Genomic DNA, 18826 nt, shown 5'->3' with positions numbered 1-18826 from the left:
TGTCTATACCCTGTTAAAAATTGCCTTTTTTGAATTTATAAAAGATCACTCCATAATATCCATTTGAGCCATCGCTGACTTTCTCCAACGGGCTGCTTCTTTTAAATCTTTTGGAACATCAATTCCATGTTCGTAAATCATCGCCATATTTATTTTCGCTTGATAATCGCCTAAAAGAGCCGCTCGTTTATAATAATAAAGCGCTTTTTTACCATTTCTAGAAACTCCAATACCGTTTTCATATAAGAAACCTAAATTATAAATCGAATCTATATGATGGGATTTCGCTGCTTTTTCAAACCATTCAAGTGCAAGCGAGATATTTTTCTCTTGTCCTAAAAATCCATCTAAAAATACTGTACCAACTCGGTATTGGGCATCATCATATCCACCTTCAGCAGATTTTAAATAATAAGAGAACGCTTTTTCTTCGTTTATTTGGGTTCCAATTCCTTGTTCATACATGATACCTAAAGTAAACATTGCTTCCACTACATTTTGAGTAGCTGCTTTTTCAAACCAAAACAAAGCTTCTTTTTCATTTACAGGTACACCTTCACCATTTAAGTACATGTCTGCTAAATTATTTGCAGCATCCGCATGGCCATGTTCAGCTGCCTTTTTATATAGAAGAAAAGCTTGTTCATAATCTTCGTTCACACCGAGACCTTCAAAATAACTATTTGCCAACTCATAAGCAGCAACAGGATGACCTAAATTCGCTGCTTCATGAAACCATTTTACTGCAGCACTATATTTTTCACACAAACGGTATATATGTGCAATCTCAATCATGGCCTTTGCATTTCCGTTTATAGCAAGTTCATAAAGCTCAATTGCATTTTCTATTTCTTTATCATGAAACAGTTCAATATGGTCATATAATATTTGTACAAATTCTTTAGGATCGTTGCGCAAAGTTATCTACACCTTTTTTATGATTATATAGTTCAATACGACTTTGTTTAGTTATTTCCCTTTAAAATTCTCTACTAAATAATCGATAAATTGGTTTGCTACAGGAGATAGGTAACGATGTCCTGCCCATGACACCCCAATCTTCCTCTCACATATTGGATCACTTACACGGATTTTGCATATGTTATATTCGTTTAAACCTTTTATATTAGGGATAAGTGAAACGCCCAAACCCGCCCCAACGAATCCAGCAACAGTGTGCATTTCCTCCCCTGCAAATTTTGTATTTGTCGTAATCCCAGCCTGTTTTAAAAAGCGATCCACAATTTGACGAAGAGCATTTCCCTTTTTTATAGATATAAATGGTTCATCTTTAATTTCTTCAAGTCTAATTGATTCTTTCGTTGCAAAACGGTGATTCTTTGGAACGATGACAAATAATTCTTCACTCCATAATTCAATCCATTCAATTTTCATGATTTTCGATTCAATACGTTGTGATAAGCATAAATCTATATTTCCTTCTTCAAGTCCTTTTAATAAATTATAAGAAGAGGCTTGAGTTAAGGAAAATCTCATATTTGGATATTTTTTTGGTACATGTGCCATCAGTTCTGGCACAACTTCCATGCCTAAACTATGAATAAATCCAAAGGCGACTTCCCCATAACCCGGCAACACTAATCCACCTATTTCTTCTCTTGCTTTTTCATATTCTTCTAGTATGACTTCAACACTTTGAAGAAAGAGTTTACCATATCGATTAAGATAAATTGACCGTCCTTGCCGATCAAAGAGAGGTACCCCAATTTTGGTTTCTATGTTTGAAATCGATTTACTTAATGCAGGCTGTGAGATGTTTAGCTCCTCAGCTGCTTGAGTCATATGTTGTAACTCCGCGACAACTTTAAAATATTCAAGTTGTTGGATCTCCATTATTTCTATAACCTCTCTTCAATTGATAACTTTTTGGAATGATATCGATAAAAACAATAAATTGTACTCATGTATAGTTAACACTATAATAAGCTTAAATATTAGTTTTGCATATCAAATTTCAACGTAAAAAACAATATATATTAAAAACTTTTCGAATGTTTGTCACAATTATAGTGGAGAAGGAGTTTATACGAAATGAAAATCATTCCGCCAAAACCATTTACAATTGAGAAAGGTAACCGCGCCGTTCTTCTACTTCATGGTTTTACAGGAAACACGAACGATGTTAAACGGTTAGGTAGATTTTTATCTGAACGCAACTATACAGTTCATGCCCCATTATATAAAGGTCATGGTGGGGACCCAAAAGCTTTAATCGAAACGAATCCAATTGAGTGGTGGAATAGTGTCTTAGAAGGCTACGATATCCTTCGTAATAAAGGATATGAGGAGATTGCAGTAGCAGGTGTTTCACTTGGTGGAATTTTCTCGTTAAAATTAGGTGAAGAGCGTCCTACAAAAGCTATTGTTGCAATGAGTGCGCCTGCATTAGCGAAAAGCACCGACAGTTTACAAGAGCGTATTATCGATTACACGATTAAATATAAAAAATTATCTGGCACTTTTAATGAGCATGAAGATAAACCACAAGAAATTGCCAAAAAATATGTAATGCCTTCATTATCTTATTTACAAGGTATGATTAACGATACAAGTGCTAAATTGCAAACAATACAAACTCCTGTCCACATTTTACGTGGTTTGCGTGATGATGACTATTATTGCGAAAGTGCAGATCTTATTTATAACTCTGTTAAATCACGCATTAAATCAGTTAAAAGCTTTATTAACTCAGGACATATTTTAACTCTTGACCAAGAAAAAGAACTAGTCTTTGAAGAAATTTATCATTTCTTTGAAGGACTTAAATGGAAAGAGTAATCTTTTTTCAATTTGATTGATTAAATTTGAAAAAATCCGTCCATATTATTATTGTATCCCCTAGCAAATTAAATGCGACGAAAGGCAAAGCCGTCAGTTGCAAATTAAATGCGACGAAAGGCAATGCCGTACATCGCAGATTCCCCAATTTGCTATAAAATATATGTCCTAGTGACATACATCCCTTTTAAAAACAAGTTGTAATTATGATCCCCGTCATAATTTGCAGCTTGTTTTTTTATTCATAAAAAAAGTTGCCCTTTTGATACTATGCTAAAGGACAACCGTTTTTTGAATATGGAGTGATGGATCTTATTTTGGAACTAAATTATTTTTCCTGTAATGCTAAAAAACCTGCAATTACTTTTGCTGCATCCGCTCTTGTAACTTGTTGTGCCGGTACAAATTTTCCATCTGCTCCTTGATCAATACCTAAATCATATAAAAGAGTGATGGCATTTTGCGTCTCTGCATCAAACTTTTTAATGTCTGAATAAGGTGCTTTCTTTTCAGGAGCATAAGCTTCTCCAGTAACAGCTGTATAAGCACGAGAAACCATTAATGCTAGTTGAGCACGCGTTACTTTATCATCTGGCTTTAAATAACCATTGTACCCTTTAACTAATCCAATACTAGCAGCTTTAGCTACTTCCATTTTCACTTCATTTGGATAATTTTCTACATCAACAAATGGCATGTCCAAAGCATCTGGTAACTCTAAGCTACGTGTAATAACTGAAACGGTTTCAATACGAGTAAGAGCTTGGTCTGGTTTAAAAGTACCGTCTTCATAGCCACTCATAATACCTGCTGCAACAACTTCTTGGATATACTGTGCTGCCCAGTGTCCTTCGATATCTGTAAATACCACTTTTTCTTCAGCTAATGATGCTAATGTTTCAAAGAATCGTAATCCTACAACTTGATAACCTTCAGCGCTTAAATGGATGTTTTCCGGATTCGGAATATACTTCGCTTCATCTGCTGCAATTGCTTCAGATACCTTAACAAAATGTGCTCCATTTTTAGTTGCAATATCACTAATAGCAGCATCTAGAGAAGTTACTAATAACGACAATTGTTGTTTATAGTTTTCTAACTTTGGATATGGATTATAATAACCCATTACAAAAATCTCAACATCTGGATTAATTTGTTTTATAGTAGATAAAATCGCATAATAATTTTCTCCTACTGTTTTAATACCAGCCGTAATAGCTGCCATGTCGATGTTAATTTTGCCCGTTTCTTTATCTGGTTTCACAAAAGATAATACATCGTTAGCACCAATACTTATCGTAATGATATCTGCTTCTTTAATAGCAGTTTGAATATTAGTAGTCTCTTTTTGAGTCCCTTCTAAATTGAAAATTGGCTTTGTAACATTGTTTTTTAAGTCATTTAGTAGATCTGTTGTTTTATAACCTGGTACTGCAAAGCCTTTATTATAGCTTTTTAATCCCTCAATTTCTTTTAACGAAAGTGCAAAATAGTCTGCATATCCATTAGCAAGCTCACCCTTTTCATTAATCCCAGCCGCCAGCGAATCTCCCAACGCTACATAATTTAATCGTAAATCCTCGTTACTCTCTACTTCATCAGCACTTACTGTAACTGGAATAATTAAAGTTAAAGCAAGTAAAAATGCAAAAAGTGCTTTAAACTTTTTCATATACTGCATTCATTCTCCTCCTTTTTCTAAAGAATCCCATCACCCTATATATATAGTAATTTAGTCACTTCCTATGTATCAATTTAAATATTTAATAGATTAAAAAAAGATGTCGGCATGAATCGACATCTTTCTAATCCTCCTGCCCTATTTTTCCGTAAACTCCACCACCACCTACAGTAATGCCAAGCATGCCTTTTCTTGCAAGGTCTAACGTAGTGGCAATTTTCTTCGGTATCACCTGTTCAAGTTCTTGTACTTCTACATGATGCAAAATGTTCATTTCGGTACCAAAAGCATTCAGTAATTTTTCTATCGTTTTCGGCCCAATACCTGGAATAAAATCAAGTGGAATTTGATGAATGTATGGTGGGCGCTTGCGAGTTGGTGTATCTGTATCAGATAATTCCTTAATTCTCTTTGATACCCCTTTAACTAATTGAGCTTGGCCGCAGTAAGGGCAATGTATTAGACCTTCCTCTTCTACAGATTCACCACAATTTGCACAAACCGTTTCGTGATATTTTCCAAGTAGTGGATTCAATCCATAATTCGCAATAACGCCTCTACCTTCTTGTTCATGGAGTGCCATTTTTAGCTCGTAAAAGTTGACATCAGCTAGCTGTATCTTTTGATATTCCCTTGCTAACTTTCCTAAAGAGTGGGCATCGGAATTCGTCACAAGAGTATATGGGTTTAGTTCACTAATACCATTCACCATATACGTATCTGAACTTAGCCCAAGCTCGATACCATCAATGAGATTGGGATCGAATACTTCCGTTAAACTTTTTTCTACCCCCTTTCCATATAAACTTTTAAACGGTGTGAATACATGTGCTGGAATAAATAGCCCACCTAATTCGTAAACTTTTTTCTGTAGTGTAAGCCCATCGCAGTAAATACGTTGAGAACTTAAGTGAATGTTTTTCAGATGTCTGCTCATCCAATTGGAAAAGTACTTTATAATTTCGATTGTAGGAAAGAAGGCAAGGACATGTATAGGACCATGACAATGTTCATCATATATTTCAATTTCAGAACCGGGAATTAACGTTGTATTTTCATATCGTAATCCGCCATGTGGTAATTCCAGTATCTCCTCGCTATCTATCAGTTGTTCAATTTCATCCATTACTTCAGGTGAATGACAATCAATAATTCCTACTAAATCTAACCCTTTTCTTGATGTTGCGGTATGCAATATATTTTTAAGGGTTAAATTTCTGCTACCCGTGATCTTTACTGCTCTTCCACTATTCGTTCTCCCAATATGAATATGCAAATCTGCATAAAACTGTTTTAACATTGTACACTCCCCTATCGCACTCATCTAAATTAAGAATACCCTAAATTTATATATTTGTTACAAGACATTCTCTAGGCTGATAAGTGTATCAACTATTGAACAATAATGGATATAAAACACCATTTATGTTAAAATTACATAGGTTTAGTAAGTTTACCCTATTTATATATTGGTAAAGTTTTTAAACTGCAGTATGTAGTAAACTTAAGTTTGTTCAGACATTTTATGGGGGTATTTAAAATGCGATTAACGAGCATTAAGGCAAAATTAACAGCAATCTTTTTAATAATGTCTATTGTTCCATTAATTATTGCGACATCTGTTATTTTTTTCATTTCTAACCAAGGTTTAAGCTATATAATAGATGATCAACAAGACAAAATGGTACATAGTGTTCAAACAGAATTAGAACAGGTCTCGAGTGAATTATTAAAAATCACTACAAATTATTCAAAAAGTGAACAACTTCTTAATAGCTTTAAAAAAGGCAATCGTCCCGAACTTTTAAACGTAGTGAACCAAATTTACCCTCGTTTACAAGTTGAACATCAATTATCGGTTTTTGAATTTGGAGATGAAAATGGAATTGTCTTTTTACGGGGACATAATCCTAGTGAATATGGGGACGACAAAAGTGAAGTGAATGCAATTGCAACAGCACTATCTGGTGAACCTATTGCTGGATTTGAATTTGGCAAAAGCGGACTTTCTGTAAGAGCTTTTTCTCCACTTCTTGATAATGGAGAAGTAATTGGCACACTTCAAACAAGTATAAGCAGTAACTTTCTACAACAATTGAGCGAACAGCTACAAGGTATCACAATTAATTTATATGACCATAAAGGCTCCAATTTATATTCTTCAAATTCATCTTATTCTTCACAATCCCTTGCGCCTACTATTCTTACTCAAGTTTTAGAGGGAAAAGTAGTTGAAACACAACAGCAAGAACTGGTTGAATCAATTTTACCAATATACGATCCAACTGGGGAGGAAGTAATAGGGGGAATTGGAGTTTTACAAGACATTACTGCAATAGCGACAATACAGCAACAAATAATTACTGTAACAACAATTCTTATTATAATAACTCTTGTCATTGTAGTTATTTCTTCGATAGTCATTGGGCGTTCGATTTCAAAACCAATCGTTGGAATTGCTAACACCCTTGACGAACTATCAAATGGAGATTTACAAGTATCAACTGCTGAGAGTAAAAGAAAAGATGAGATAGGCCTTTTATTAAATTCCATGCATAAAATGAAGTTAAATATGTACGTGACGATTAAAAAATTGTCTGAGTCTTCCTTATTGGTTGCAGAACAAAGTATAGAGTTAAAAGAATCTACTGAGGAATTGAGTGCTGGCTCACAACAGATTGCAGCCACAATGAATGAAATTTCTGCTGGTTCGGAAAGTCAAGCAAGCAACCTAACTAATTTGGCTATGACAGCATCTGATTTTACTGTATCAGTTGAAGATACTAATAACAAAGGAAACGTTATACATAAAGTTTCTAGTGAAGTTCTTCAGCATACCTCTTCTGGTAAACTATTAATGCAATCATCAGGTGAGCAAATGAGCAAAATCGATGCTATTATGCAGGATGCTGTTAAAAAAATGCATAGCCTTGATTTACAAACAAAGGAAATATCCTCATTAGTTTCAATAATAAAAGAAATCGCAGACCAGACAAATCTCTTGGCACTAAATGCAGCTATCGAAGCAGCACGAGCAGGAGAACATGGTAAGGGTTTTTCAGTAGTAGCTGGAGAGGTAAGAAAACTTGCTGACCAAGTCTCTTGTTCCGTTACCGATATTACAGATATTGTAAGGAGCATTCAACAAGAAACATTAATTGTAGAATCTTCTTTAAAAAATGGCTATACCGAAATTAAAAAAGGAACAGAGCAAATAAAAACTACTGAGGAAACCTTTAACTCGATTAACAGTTCCTTTACAAATATGGTGGACCATATTCAAAGTATAACTCAGGACTTATCGGAAAATATGAGACGATCACAAAATATGAGTGAAACAATAGAAAAAATTGCTTCCATTTCAGAAGAATCCACTGCTGCATTCCAACAAACCGCTGCTACTACTCAAGAATTTAGTGGATCGATTGAGGAAATAACACAAAGCACAGAAAAACTTTCACGCTTATCCAATGAATTAAATGAAGTAGTTAAACAATTTAAGCTATAATTAAAAGCCTCTATTCAAAGAGGCTTTTTTCAATCTTAAAATGCTATAATCATAACTAGAACCCAAGCTATTAAAAATAGTAAACCTCCTATAGGAGTAATTGCACCTAATTTTTTTACACCTGTAATGGAGAGAACGTATAAACTTCCTGAGAAGAAAATCACTCCTGCAAACATTAAATACCCGGCCCATATGAGAAAATTAGTTTCCCCTATTAAACCATCACTTGATAAAATCGCTAAAGCAATCATTCCTAACGCATGATACATTTGATATTGTACCGCTGTATTCCAATTTTGTGCATAACGAGGTTCAGCAAATTTATCCTTTAACGCATGTGCACCAAAGGCACCAAGAGCAACACCCAAGAATGCAAGGATGGCTCCTAATAAAAGTAAAATATTCAAAGTGTAACACTCCCTCTATGTAGATTTCAATCCTACTATATAGTGTTAGTATCATTAGGACAACGAATTGAATTTATTACAAACAAAAAACTGTATAATTAAGCAACCCTTAACTATACAGCACCGTGAAACTTATTTTTTAAAATTGTATCGTTTTACATCACCATTATTAAATTTCACTTCGAGTTCAATGTTTTGGTAATTATCTTCTAACTCAAAAGCCGACAGCACTTCATTTACTACTTCCTCATCAGTTGAATTTTCATCAAAGGTAAGCTTTTTAAGTTGGGGAGCTAATTGGTTATTAGCATCATCGCCCTTTAATTCTACTTTATTAATTTCATCATCAATTTCTGCAGTAGCAACATCTTGATTATTGTTATATTCAACGTCATAAGAGAAATCATTTGCATAATCTACATCTAAATCAAAATGTGTAAAATTATATTGTGTATTTTCCGTATTTTGATCGTTTGTTGTTTGCCCAGCAGTAACATTTTGCGTATTTTCTGTTTGACCAGTTTTATTTGTATCTGTTACAACTTCATCTTGATCAACATCATTATCGTCATTACAGCCAAACAAAACACCTAATAACAAAGGAACAATCAGAAATGATTTGATAGAATGCATGATTTTTCTCTCCCCTATATTTCACATTATTGTACTCTCATATTTTTCCCTTACATCGGAAATTTATCCATTCAATTTAAATTGTAAAAAGCGCAGTTGAAATAAAATTCAACTACGCTTAAACTTATCGATTTACGCTTCTTTTTTCTCTTTTACTTTTCGTTTCCGAGTTACTGGTTTTTTTGTTGTGGACGTTTTATCTAATGATGCTTGAAGTGCTGCCATTAAGTCCGTCATATCTGAAGGAATTGCAGCTGTTTCTTTCTCTGTTGCTGTAACTGTTGTCTCCCCAGCTTTTTTCTGTTCAATAAGTTCAAGTAAAGCTGTTCGATAATCATCTGTATATTTTTCTGGGTCAAAATCCACAGTCAACTGTTCAATTAACATAAGAGCAGTGTCCAATTCTTTTTGTACAATTTTTTCTGTGTCCGGGATATTCGGAACTTCTGCCGCATTTCGGACTTCATCTGGAAAATGAATTGTCTCCATTACTAAAGTATCTTTATACACCCGAACAATTGCCAACTGTTCTTTTGAACGAATTGTAATTTTAGCAACTCCAATTTTCCCTGAACTACTTAGTGCCTCACGTAATAAAGCGTATGCCTTTCCTCCACCACTATCTGGTGCAAGGAAATAACTACGTTCAAAATAGATTGGATCTATTTCTTCAAGTTTAACAAATTCAAGTATTTCAACAGCCTTATCCTCATTTTCTTTCTTAATTCTTTCAAGCTCCTCATCGTCTAAAACAACAAATTTATTTTTTGAGTATTCGTAGGCTTTCACAATATCTTCATTCTTCACTTCTCTATCGCAAACAGGGCAAACCTTTTGATAATTGATTGGACTATTACATTCTTTATGTAATTGTCTTAACTTTATATCTTTATTTTCTGTTGCGGTGTGAAGTTTTACTGGAATATTAACAAGACCAAAACTAATGCTACCTTTCCATACAGTATGCATTATGACTTCACCTCTCTTTTCGTTATTATGCTTATTTACATTCTTTCTATGTATAACGTGGTGGTTTATTGAAAAAATAATGAAAAAAGAAGGCTTGTCTTTATGAAACCAATGCTACTTACTGCAACTGAAAATACTCCAACCGGTAATGATTGGATTTACGAAACAAAATATGATGGATTTCGATGCCTAGTAATTTGGGAGAAAAAACAACCAAAACTCATTAGCCGCAATGAGAAAGAACTTAATGGCTATTTTCCTGAGTTGATTCAGTATTGCGAAGAGATATATGAAGAAATCGCTCCTCATTTACCACTAATTTTAGACGGCGAAATTGTATATTTGACTAACAACTATAAAAGTCAGTTTTCTATAGTACAAAAACGTGGAAGGACAAAAACGGAAAAAACAATTCAAGAAAATGCAATACAATTTCCATGTAATATCATCGTTTTTGATTTGCTTATGCATAAAGGAAATGTGTTGGAAGGATTACCCTTAATTGAGAGAAAATTACTATTGCATCAACTTAAGTTATTTGGGTTTCCAGACGCTCAAAATAAAGGAACATTGCAATTAATCAAAGAGTTTCATGATGCCGATAAGCTTTGGAATAAAGTGAAGAAGTATCATGGTGAAGGTATTATTGCAAAGAAAAAAACTAGTGTATGGGAAAGTGGAAAACGTTCAAATCAATGGTTAAAAATTAAAAATTGGCGAATCGTAACTGTTATTTTGACTCAATATGATCAAGAAAATGGCTATTTTAATGGAGCGGTATTTAAAGATGGACAATTAGAAGTCATTACAAACTTTCGTCACGGATTATTAGATGAAGAAATGGGCACTCTTTCAACATTTTTTCTAACAAAAGGGACAAAAACCTCTGCTACCACCTGGGAACTGCCGCCCTCTATTTGTGTAGATGTAGCATGTATTGACTATGATGGAAAAAAATTAAGAGAACCAAGATTTGATGCCTTTCGATTTGATACTGCAGCAAATGATGTTACTTGGGAAAAAATGCTGCGACAGTTAAATCCGTTGCCTGAAACAATTACAATCACTCATCCAGATAAACCAGTTTGGCCGGCAATGGGGTTGGTTAAGGATGATTATATTTATTATTTACAACAGATTGCTCCCTACATGCTTCCTTTTTTAAAAAATCGTCTCTTAACAGCGATCCGTTTTCCTCATGGCGTTCCTGGAGAAAGTTTTTATCAAAAAAACGCTCCAGATTATACGCCTGAATTTATCAAAACAATGGTGCACGAAGAGATTGAATATATTATTTGTCATAATATCGAATCTTTATTATGGCTCGGAAATCAACTGGCCATTGAATTTCATATACCTTTTCAGACGGTTGCAACAAATAATCCAACAGAAATTGTATTCGACCTAGACCCACCTTCTGTAGACGACTTTTCACTTGCAATTGAAGCCGCAACTCGAATGAAAGCAATATTTGATAATTTAAATTTAACTTCCTTTGTTAAAACATCTGGTGGAAAGGGGCTTCAAATTTATATTCCGTTACCAAAGGATGCTTTTACTTATGATGAATGTCGAATTTTTACCGAATTCGTTTGTCGCTTTTTATGTGAACAAGAGCCAAAATGGTTTACAACTGAACGTCTCAAAAAAAATCGAAACAACAAATTATATTTAGATTACGTTCAACACGCAGAAGGAAAAACGATTATCTCCCCATATTCTGCTAGAGGGAATGATCATGGTTATGTTGCTACACCATTGCTATGGAGTGAAGTAGATAGCAAGCTAAGCCCAAAACTTTTCCCCATTCCTGCTGTTTTAGAAAGAATTTCATCAATGGGGGATCCGTTTAAGGACTTCTTTAAAATACAACAAGAGGAAGAATTCAGAGCTGTATTAACAACTTTAAGACAATTAAAAAAATAACCTCCATTTACGATTGCTGGAGGTTTTTTCTTATGTTAATTGGTCGATTTAATTTAAAATATTGTGCACACAACGTAATGACAATCACTACATCAATGAAATCTCCACCGTAATACATGATGACCCCACCCATTTGTGCATCAAATTGGGCAATACCTTCTGGAGGGTTGGCATAGATCCATTTCGATAAAATACTATGAGAAGCCATTGCCAAAACTAAAACAATCGAGCGATAAATAAAACTAAATCGATGTGGTGATGGATCAAGATAAATCATTGATGCCGTAAAAACATAACCTGCTAAAAATACATGTAGATGTATCAAGGCGTAAAGTAAAGTTGATGAATGCATTGCATGATAAAGTGGTGTTGTGTAAAGTAACCAAAGCCCGCCCATATTTAATATTGTTGCGGTTATAGGATGAGTTATAAATTGCACATATGAACCTTTTAAAAATTTACTCACAATTCTAGCATGTGGAACTTTTAAACATCTAAGTAAAAGTGTCATCGGAGTAGAAAATACAATCAATAAAGGTCCTAGCATTCCCAAAAGCAGATGGGTAATCATATGAGCTTGAAAACTAGTGTGAGCATTGTTAGCAATTGGTCCGATTAAACTTATTGCAATACAGAAAATACCAAAACACCATAGAACTATTCGGTGGAGCGGCCAGTTTGAATACTTTTTATTTGAGACAAATACCCCAACTATATAAAGCCCAATAAGACATAAAAACAATAACCCATTTAAAGCAATACCTAGCCAACTAATCTGCTCATGATGATGCATGAAGTTCACCTGCTTTTTTATCGGATACTGAGGATTTTTTTATCAAGACTACTCCGACAATGATTAAAATGATGGCAATAACATTCCAAGTAAAATCATAATAAAAAATTTCAACATTATAACGGATTTGATGTATTTTCATTAATTTGTGTTGAATAGTACCATCATACAGTTGAAATGCGCCAGCCCCTAAAAAAATACCACCTACCCACTTCTTTGTATTCCAAATTTTCCGCTTGCGTAAATCTGCCAACATAAATAGCCCTGCTACCGTGGAAAACCAACTAAAGGCATGGAAAAGTCCATCTGATATAAGACCCACACTTAAAGTTGCCTTATCATAAAAATGATGCCAATGTAAAAGTTGGTGGAATACCGCTTCATCAAGGAACCCAGCGATTCCTACTCCGAAAAAAATTCCTGACCAAATATTATATTTACTATTTTTCATACTTCACCCTCAGCTGAATTCTTATTTACCACCCCATTTTATCCAACAATTGTAAAAATTATAATTGTGCATATGGTCTTTGGTGAAGTAAGCATACATTTTCGTTTTTTCAATTGTCACTCGTTCATCTGATGATATTTGATATCCTTAATGATTAGCGTTTTTCTGCCTTATGAAAAATGTTACACTTTATTTTCTTCTAAGTTTGGCGTTAATCCCCTTATGAAAACCACTGCATTCCATTTTCCCCCAAGTGATATCAAATATCCGTGCAACTCCTTTCTTAACCACTTGTGTGCTTGAACGCTATTTATATTTCCAATAAAAAAAGGTATCCCATATTAAATGAGACACCTGCTTTTTCCAATTAAATATATTAAGTTCTATTATAAAACTAATGACTATGAGCATGGTGGTGAAGCTGTTCATCTTTTAGTTTACATAAAATTGAGTCCTCATGTTTATGTTGATTATCTTCTATTTGTACTGTTACATGATTAATGCCTAAGTGAGCTAGCTCATGTTCAATATATTTTAGCATCTCTTGACTTTCTCGAAGCGTAACGTGATCTTCTACAACAACATGACATGAGAGGGCATTTTGTCCACTTGTGATTGACCATAAATGCAAATCATGAATGTCTACCACACCAGGAGTTGATTTTAAAAGTTCAATAATCTTTTCCATTTTTATGTTACTCGGAGTTCCTTCCATTAAAACATGGATGGAATCTTTCGTAACTCTATAGCCACTGATTAATACAAGCAATGCAACAATCACACTAGCAAGAGGATCTGCCCAACCCCAACCAAAAAACATGATAAGCAGAGCTGCCACTACTGCGCCTACAGAGCCAAGCATATCCCCAATAACGTGTAAAAACGCTGCACGTACATTTAAGTTTTCCTTTGTATCGCCACCGCGCATTAAAATCCATGCTACGAGAATGTTTACTAGTAACCCAATAGCTGCAATTGTTAACATACCCGTTGAAGCAACTTTAGGTGGATTTGCAAATCTTTCAATTGCTTCATAAAAAATGAACAATGCGATAATAACTAAAGTGACACCATTAAAAACAGCAGCTAATATTTCAAAACGTTTATAACCATACGTTTTACTGTAACTCGCTACTTTTTCCCCCAATTTAAAAGCTAATACACCAACTCCAAGGGAAATTGCATCACTTAACATATGTCCTGCATCCGAAAGAAGTGCAAGACTATTTGTGAGGAATCCCCCTATGACTTCTATAATCATAAAAGCACTTATCATAAAGAAAGCTATTGTTAACGTTTTTTTATTAGCGCCGTGTGTATGGTTGTGATGAGCGTGATCATGTCCGTGTCCCATATTTTATCCCCCTTTTTTATATTAGTATATGTTCATATAGAAATATTGGTACTACATCTTAACTATGATTCGCATGTTCAATCGTTTGTTTTAACATGTTAATTACATGTTCATCATCCTGCGAGTAAAATAATGTGGTTCCTTCTCGACGATACTTTACTAGACGAAGATTTTTCAAAAACCGTAACTGGTGAGAAACGGTTGATTGTTTAAGGTCCAGTGTTTCAGCAATATCATTAACGGAATGCTCTTTATTAATAAGTAAATTTAGTATTCGAATACGTGTTGGATCACTTAATGCTTTAAATGTCTGAGACACTAGAAAAAGCGTTTCCTCATCTAAATCATCTTGGAATAGTTCATTCATATTTTCTTCCATATTCATCCCCCTCAATAACCAAATATGAACATATAATCATATATCAATATTATATGCTAACCGTTTAGTTTTGTACATAATATTTGGAAAATAATTTCTATTTATATTATTTCGAGCATAAAAAAAGGCAGTGCCCACAAAATGGGACTGCCCTTCTATTAATAATAATGTAATTCCCTGCCAGACTCATTCACTTTATGAGCTAAACGAATTGTTGATACAGCAATGTCTGCATATGTTACTTCTTTTTTAGGACTAAATAGTTCATTTTCTATTGGAAGTAGTTCCAATGCAGTTGCCAATGCGACATGCCCAGGATAAGTTACATCTGCAGCATCTTTTACATTTACTTTATAAATGTCTTTATGTTTTGCAGCTTGCTCTAAACCTAATGCACGAATATACCAAACAGCTAATTCTTCACGAGTCATTTTTGCATCCGCATCGAAAGTACCGCTAGTTGCATCGATAATGCCTATTGAAACGGCTCTTTCAATAACGCTATAGTAAGGGTGATCTCGTCCAATATTTTCAAAAGTTTGTGGCGTTTCTTCTTGTGCAGGGTACATTCCTTCGTAGAAGTAAGTAAGCGATTTTACTAAGATTTTTATCGCTTCACCTTTAGTAATCGAGCTATTTGCATTAAAATTACTAAAGTCTTTTACTTCTAAAATATTCTTTTCAATTAAGTAGTTTAACTCTTTTTCAGCAGTTGGGTGCGTTACTTTAGATGTTTCTTTTTTACCAAATAAGCTATTCCACTCACCCGTTGTTGCATCCAGTGAACTAATTTGTTGTTCGTTATAAGCTGGTACGTAAACTAACGAATAATGCTTTTCTTCTTCATTTTGTTTCATGTAAAGTAGCTCTAGATTCATTGCTTCTTTGTAACGGTTTGTAGCTTCAGTAAGCGACAGTATTCCCTCTGTAGAAGGCCACTCTTCAATATTTTGGTTATTCACATATAAATTCGTTAATTCGCCTTTATCAGTGATGCTCACGTTAATTTCATCACCCGACACTGCGATACCATTCACTACTCTAGGGAATGAGAAACTATATATTCCTTGCTGTTTATCGTAATATGGTTCGTTAATAGGTTTTGCATATTGGTGTAAGTAAGATGGTACCCATTCTTTCAAGAAAGCAGTTGCTTTTGTTAGAGCTTCAGCTTTTGTAATTGAAGTCTTACCATCTTCTTTTTTCATATCATTTAACACTTCATTTTTTAAATTATGATATTGAATGATTTCTCCAGTTGCTTTATCAATTTCGATACTTGAACCGTATCCACCATTTTTATATTCATAAGAATAGTTAATGACAATGACATCTTTTCCGTTGTAGTTTTTCGTTTCTTCAACATGGTTAATTGTTAGTTTAACATCTTCTGAATCAAGCTTTAATAGTTCGTTTGCTATTGTTTTTGCTTGTTCAACAGTAATTCCTGGTTGTTTAGGTGGTAGTTGTTTACTCACAATTGTTTCCACTGATTTTCTTGCTGGTAGTGATTCAGAAATACCTTCAGCTGTATACCAATTACCACTGATTGCATGTACACCACTAAATTGAGTAGTTGGATTATACACTAGCTGAACAGAACGCTTATCACTTCGGTAATCGTAGTTAATTTGATATTGTAACTGTAAGGATAGGTTTTCCTTAACTTTTTTCAATACCTCAGCTTGTAATTTCAACTGATTCTTTTCATCAAATGTATTAGACTTTTGTACAGTTGTATTACGATAGAATTCCGTTATGTCTCCATTTCCAAGTACAGAAACGTGAATTTGCTGATCGGCAATTTTTACATCTGAGTGCGTTCGTGCAAATGAAAACGAATAGCGAATAGGCTCCGTTAACAATTGATTTCCGTAGAAGTGATAATAATTACTATCATTTGTATTTAATTTGTATTGATCACTGTTTGGGAATTTTTTTATAAAGTCTAATGCAATTTGCTTTGCCTCATCCTCAGTTATTTTCGCAGGGAACAACGCCTCTGATTGATTAAGAGGTTGATAATAGAAATTTTCAATCTCTAAATTGTCACCAGCAAACACAATTCCACCGTGAATGTATTTTCCTTTAATATTTTTATTAAAACTTAAGTCGTAACGAATTGTATCGTCCCCTGGGAATTGGTGCCCAGTACTCATATGAAAATCATTGCTAGTTAAAAAGTCAAACTTATTTGGGAAAAGTGCTTTTAATTTTTTAATTAAATCCTCTTTTGCAACTTGTGTTTCTGTAGAGGCAACTTGAATTTGGATCTTTTCAGCTTGTCCGCCCACAGGAGTTTGTGCACTTGCAACAGAAGTTAATAGACCAAGAGAAAGTGCGGCTGTTGTAACGGAAATACCAATTTTCTTAAATTTAACCAAAATACCCCTCCTAACTTTATACATACCATTTTATTACATAATAGGTAATTGTAAAATAGTCATTTCTATCTATATATCTTGTAACCATTCAAATGAAAGATTACAAAAAAACAGCCTCAAACTACTTATAAATCGTAGTTTCGAGGCAATGTTACAATTAACGCTTTTTCACATTAAAGTTTTCGCCAATTAGTAACCAATTTTGAGGGAACGGGAAACCTAGCTTCCAGTAACTGATTCCTCTTAAGTTAAGTCTTTTCATTAAATTAAATTTTGCTTGAATGGACCTTGCGTCTTCAAACCAAACTTTGTGGGCCTTCCCAGCACTGTCTACATAGTTAAAATGTGGGGCTTGAGCTGTATAATCATATTGAATGGCTACATTGTTTTCTTTAGCTATTTCAACTGCTCTTTGTGGACTTACTGCTCTTGCATATTGACCACCTTGAACAAAGGGCAGTGTCCAATCATAGCCATATAGGTTTTGCCCCATCATAATTTTACTCGCAGGCATTTCGGATAACGCATAACGTAATACTTTTTCTACTTCCTGAATTGGCGAAACTGCCATTGGAGGTCCGCCAGAATATCCCCATTCATAAGTCATCAGTACAACAAAGTCAACTATCTCACCATGTGCCCGATAATCGTGCGCTTCATACCATTGACCCGCTTGTTCAGCACTTGTTTTAGGAGCAAGAGCACTTGATATTAAAAATCCTTCATTGTGTAAATAATTTGCCGCTCTTCTTAAAAAGTTATTGTATGCTTGTCGTTGATCGCCCGGTAAAAATTCGAAATCAAAGTGAATATCCGATACGCCACCGATTCTTCTTGCTTCCTCTACAATATTTTCAAGCAATACATCTTGAACAGCTGTACTTTGTAAAATTGCTCTTCCTAGTTCACCACTAAATTGTCCGTTTTCTAAATTTGTAACAACCATCATTAAAGTGGCACCAGTAGATTGTGCAACCTCTGGAATTCCTTCTGTCGGGATTGGATCTAGACTACCATCCCTTCTTGCTTCGTAACTAAACGGTGCTAAGTACGTTAAGTATGGCCCTACACTTCTCGCCTCAGTAAGTAACTCTTCGCTTACTGTATCGCCCATTGGTTCAATATAAATATTTACTTCTGCATCTCGTTTTGGCATAGGTGGTATATAAAGACGCGTTCCAACTGTTAGTGGCGTACTTGGATTAATGCCATTTATCTGTGCTAATGTCGTATAATTTACGCCAAAGCGTTGGGCAATTGAATACAAAGTGTCACCTGACTGAACCCAATAAAAACTACCGTAAATAGGAATAACCAATGCTTGCCCGATTACTAGTCGCGAAGAATCCTCAATCTGATTCGCACGTACAATATTTTCTATTGTTGTTCCATAAGCTTGTGCTATCCCAAATAACGATTGACCCGGTTGAACAACATGTATTTGAATTTTGTTTCCTCCCTTTAACGTTGTTCGAAACAATACACCAATAGAGTTTATGATTTTTACGAAAAGAAAATCACAACTATTTTTTTACATATTAA

16 protein-coding genes are annotated in these 18826 nt (G+C 34.5%); 3 read left to right on the top strand and 13 right to left on the bottom strand.

Going from position 1 to position 18826, the window contains the following annotated elements; genetic code table 11:
* Nucleotides 1-45: 45 nt before the first annotated feature.
* Both CRO00_RS04310 and CRO00_RS04305 read right to left on the bottom strand, forming a co-directional pair.
* Nucleotides 46-918: a tetratricopeptide repeat protein gene (locus tag CRO00_RS04310; protein ID WP_097072441.1), complete on the bottom strand. Its 873-nt coding sequence runs from the start codon at nt 916-918 to the stop codon at nt 46-48.
* Nucleotides 919-969: 51 nt separating this feature from the next.
* Nucleotides 970-1854, bottom strand: coding sequence for a LysR family transcriptional regulator (locus tag CRO00_RS04305; protein WP_097072440.1), 885 nt, complete (start codon nt 1852-1854; stop codon nt 970-972).
* A 198-nt stretch (nt 1855-2052) separates the two neighbouring features.
* Here CRO00_RS04305 and CRO00_RS04300 point away from each other — a divergent pair, with 198 nt between their 5' ends.
* Nucleotides 2053-2799, top strand: a complete 747-nt coding sequence (locus tag CRO00_RS04300) for an alpha/beta hydrolase (protein WP_097072439.1) — start codon at nt 2053-2055, stop codon at nt 2797-2799.
* Nucleotides 2800-3127: 328 nt separating this feature from the next.
* Here the strand turns inward: CRO00_RS04300 and CRO00_RS04295 are convergent, their stop codons facing one another.
* Nucleotides 3128-4480, bottom strand: a complete 1353-nt coding sequence (locus CRO00_RS04295) for an S-layer homology domain-containing protein (protein WP_097072438.1) — start codon at nt 4478-4480, stop codon at nt 3128-3130.
* 124 nt (nt 4481-4604) lie between these two features.
* Nucleotides 4605-5780, bottom strand: coding sequence for an endonuclease Q family protein (locus tag CRO00_RS04290; RefSeq protein WP_097072437.1), 1176 nt, complete (start codon nt 5778-5780; stop codon nt 4605-4607).
* Between the two features lie 240 nt (nt 5781-6020).
* Here CRO00_RS04290 and CRO00_RS04285 point away from each other — a divergent pair, with 240 nt between their 5' ends.
* On the top strand, nt 6021-7988 hold the full coding sequence (locus tag CRO00_RS04285; protein WP_161946607.1) for a methyl-accepting chemotaxis protein: 1968 nt from the start codon (nt 6021-6023) through the stop codon (nt 7986-7988).
* Nucleotides 7989-8023: 35 nt separating this feature from the next.
* Here CRO00_RS04285 and CRO00_RS04280 read toward each other — a convergent pair whose 3' ends face one another.
* From CRO00_RS04280 to ku, 3 genes are all read right to left on the bottom strand, one after another.
* On the bottom strand, nt 8024-8395 hold the full coding sequence (locus CRO00_RS04280; RefSeq protein ID WP_097072435.1) for a DUF423 domain-containing protein: 372 nt from the start codon (nt 8393-8395) through the stop codon (nt 8024-8026).
* 132 nt (nt 8396-8527) lie between these two features.
* Nucleotides 8528-9028 carry a YusW family protein gene (locus tag CRO00_RS04275; protein ID WP_097072434.1) on the bottom strand — a complete coding sequence of 167 codons (501 nt, stop codon included), beginning with the start codon at nt 9026-9028 and terminating at the stop codon, nt 8528-8530.
* Between the two features lie 132 nt (nt 9029-9160).
* A complete protein-coding gene (gene ku, locus CRO00_RS04270; protein ID WP_097072433.1) occupies nt 9161-9997 on the bottom strand; it encodes a non-homologous end joining protein Ku in 837 nt (278 codons plus the stop codon).
* Between the two features lie 102 nt (nt 9998-10099).
* On the opposite strand from ku, the gene CRO00_RS04265 reads away from it, so the two are divergent.
* Entirely contained in the window at nt 10100-11923 is a 1824-nt protein-coding gene (locus tag CRO00_RS04265) for a DNA ligase D (protein WP_097072432.1), read from the top strand.
* A gap of 7 nt (nt 11924-11930) precedes the next feature.
* Here the strand turns inward: CRO00_RS04265 and CRO00_RS04260 are convergent, their stop codons facing one another.
* From CRO00_RS04260 to CRO00_RS04235, 6 genes are all read right to left on the bottom strand, one after another.
* Nucleotides 11931-12716, bottom strand: a complete 786-nt coding sequence (locus tag CRO00_RS04260) for a cytochrome c oxidase assembly protein (RefSeq protein WP_097072431.1) — start codon at nt 12714-12716, stop codon at nt 11931-11933.
* Nucleotides 12703-13167 carry a DUF2243 domain-containing protein gene (locus tag CRO00_RS04255; RefSeq protein WP_097072430.1) on the bottom strand — a complete coding sequence of 155 codons (465 nt, stop codon included), beginning with the start codon at nt 13165-13167 and terminating at the stop codon, nt 12703-12705. The genes CRO00_RS04260 and CRO00_RS04255 overlap by 14 nt, the downstream gene beginning before the upstream one ends.
* 394 nt (nt 13168-13561) lie before the next feature.
* The gene (locus CRO00_RS04250; protein ID WP_097072429.1) at nt 13562-14521 is read right to left on the bottom strand and encodes a cation diffusion facilitator family transporter; all 960 of its coding nucleotides are present in this window, start codon (nt 14519-14521) and stop codon (nt 13562-13564) included.
* Between the two features lie 58 nt (nt 14522-14579).
* Nucleotides 14580-14900, bottom strand: a complete 321-nt coding sequence (locus CRO00_RS04245) for an ArsR/SmtB family transcription factor (protein WP_161946606.1) — start codon at nt 14898-14900, stop codon at nt 14580-14582.
* Between the two features lie 158 nt (nt 14901-15058).
* On the bottom strand, nt 15059-17284 hold the full coding sequence (locus CRO00_RS04240) for a YcdB/YcdC domain-containing protein (RefSeq protein WP_097072427.1): 2226 nt from the start codon (nt 17282-17284) through the stop codon (nt 15059-15061).
* A 157-nt stretch (nt 17285-17441) separates the two neighbouring features.
* Nucleotides 17442-18731: a glycoside hydrolase family 18 protein gene (locus CRO00_RS04235; RefSeq protein ID WP_097072685.1), complete on the bottom strand. Its 1290-nt coding sequence runs from the start codon at nt 18729-18731 to the stop codon at nt 17442-17444.
* Nucleotides 18732-18826 lie beyond the last annotated feature (95 nt).

Origin of the sequence: Ureibacillus xyleni, from assembly GCF_900217795.1 — a bacterium.
GTDB lineage: Bacteria > Bacillota > Bacilli > Bacillales_A > Planococcaceae > Ureibacillus > Ureibacillus xyleni.
This window is presented reverse-complemented; position numbering and strand designations above follow the sequence as displayed.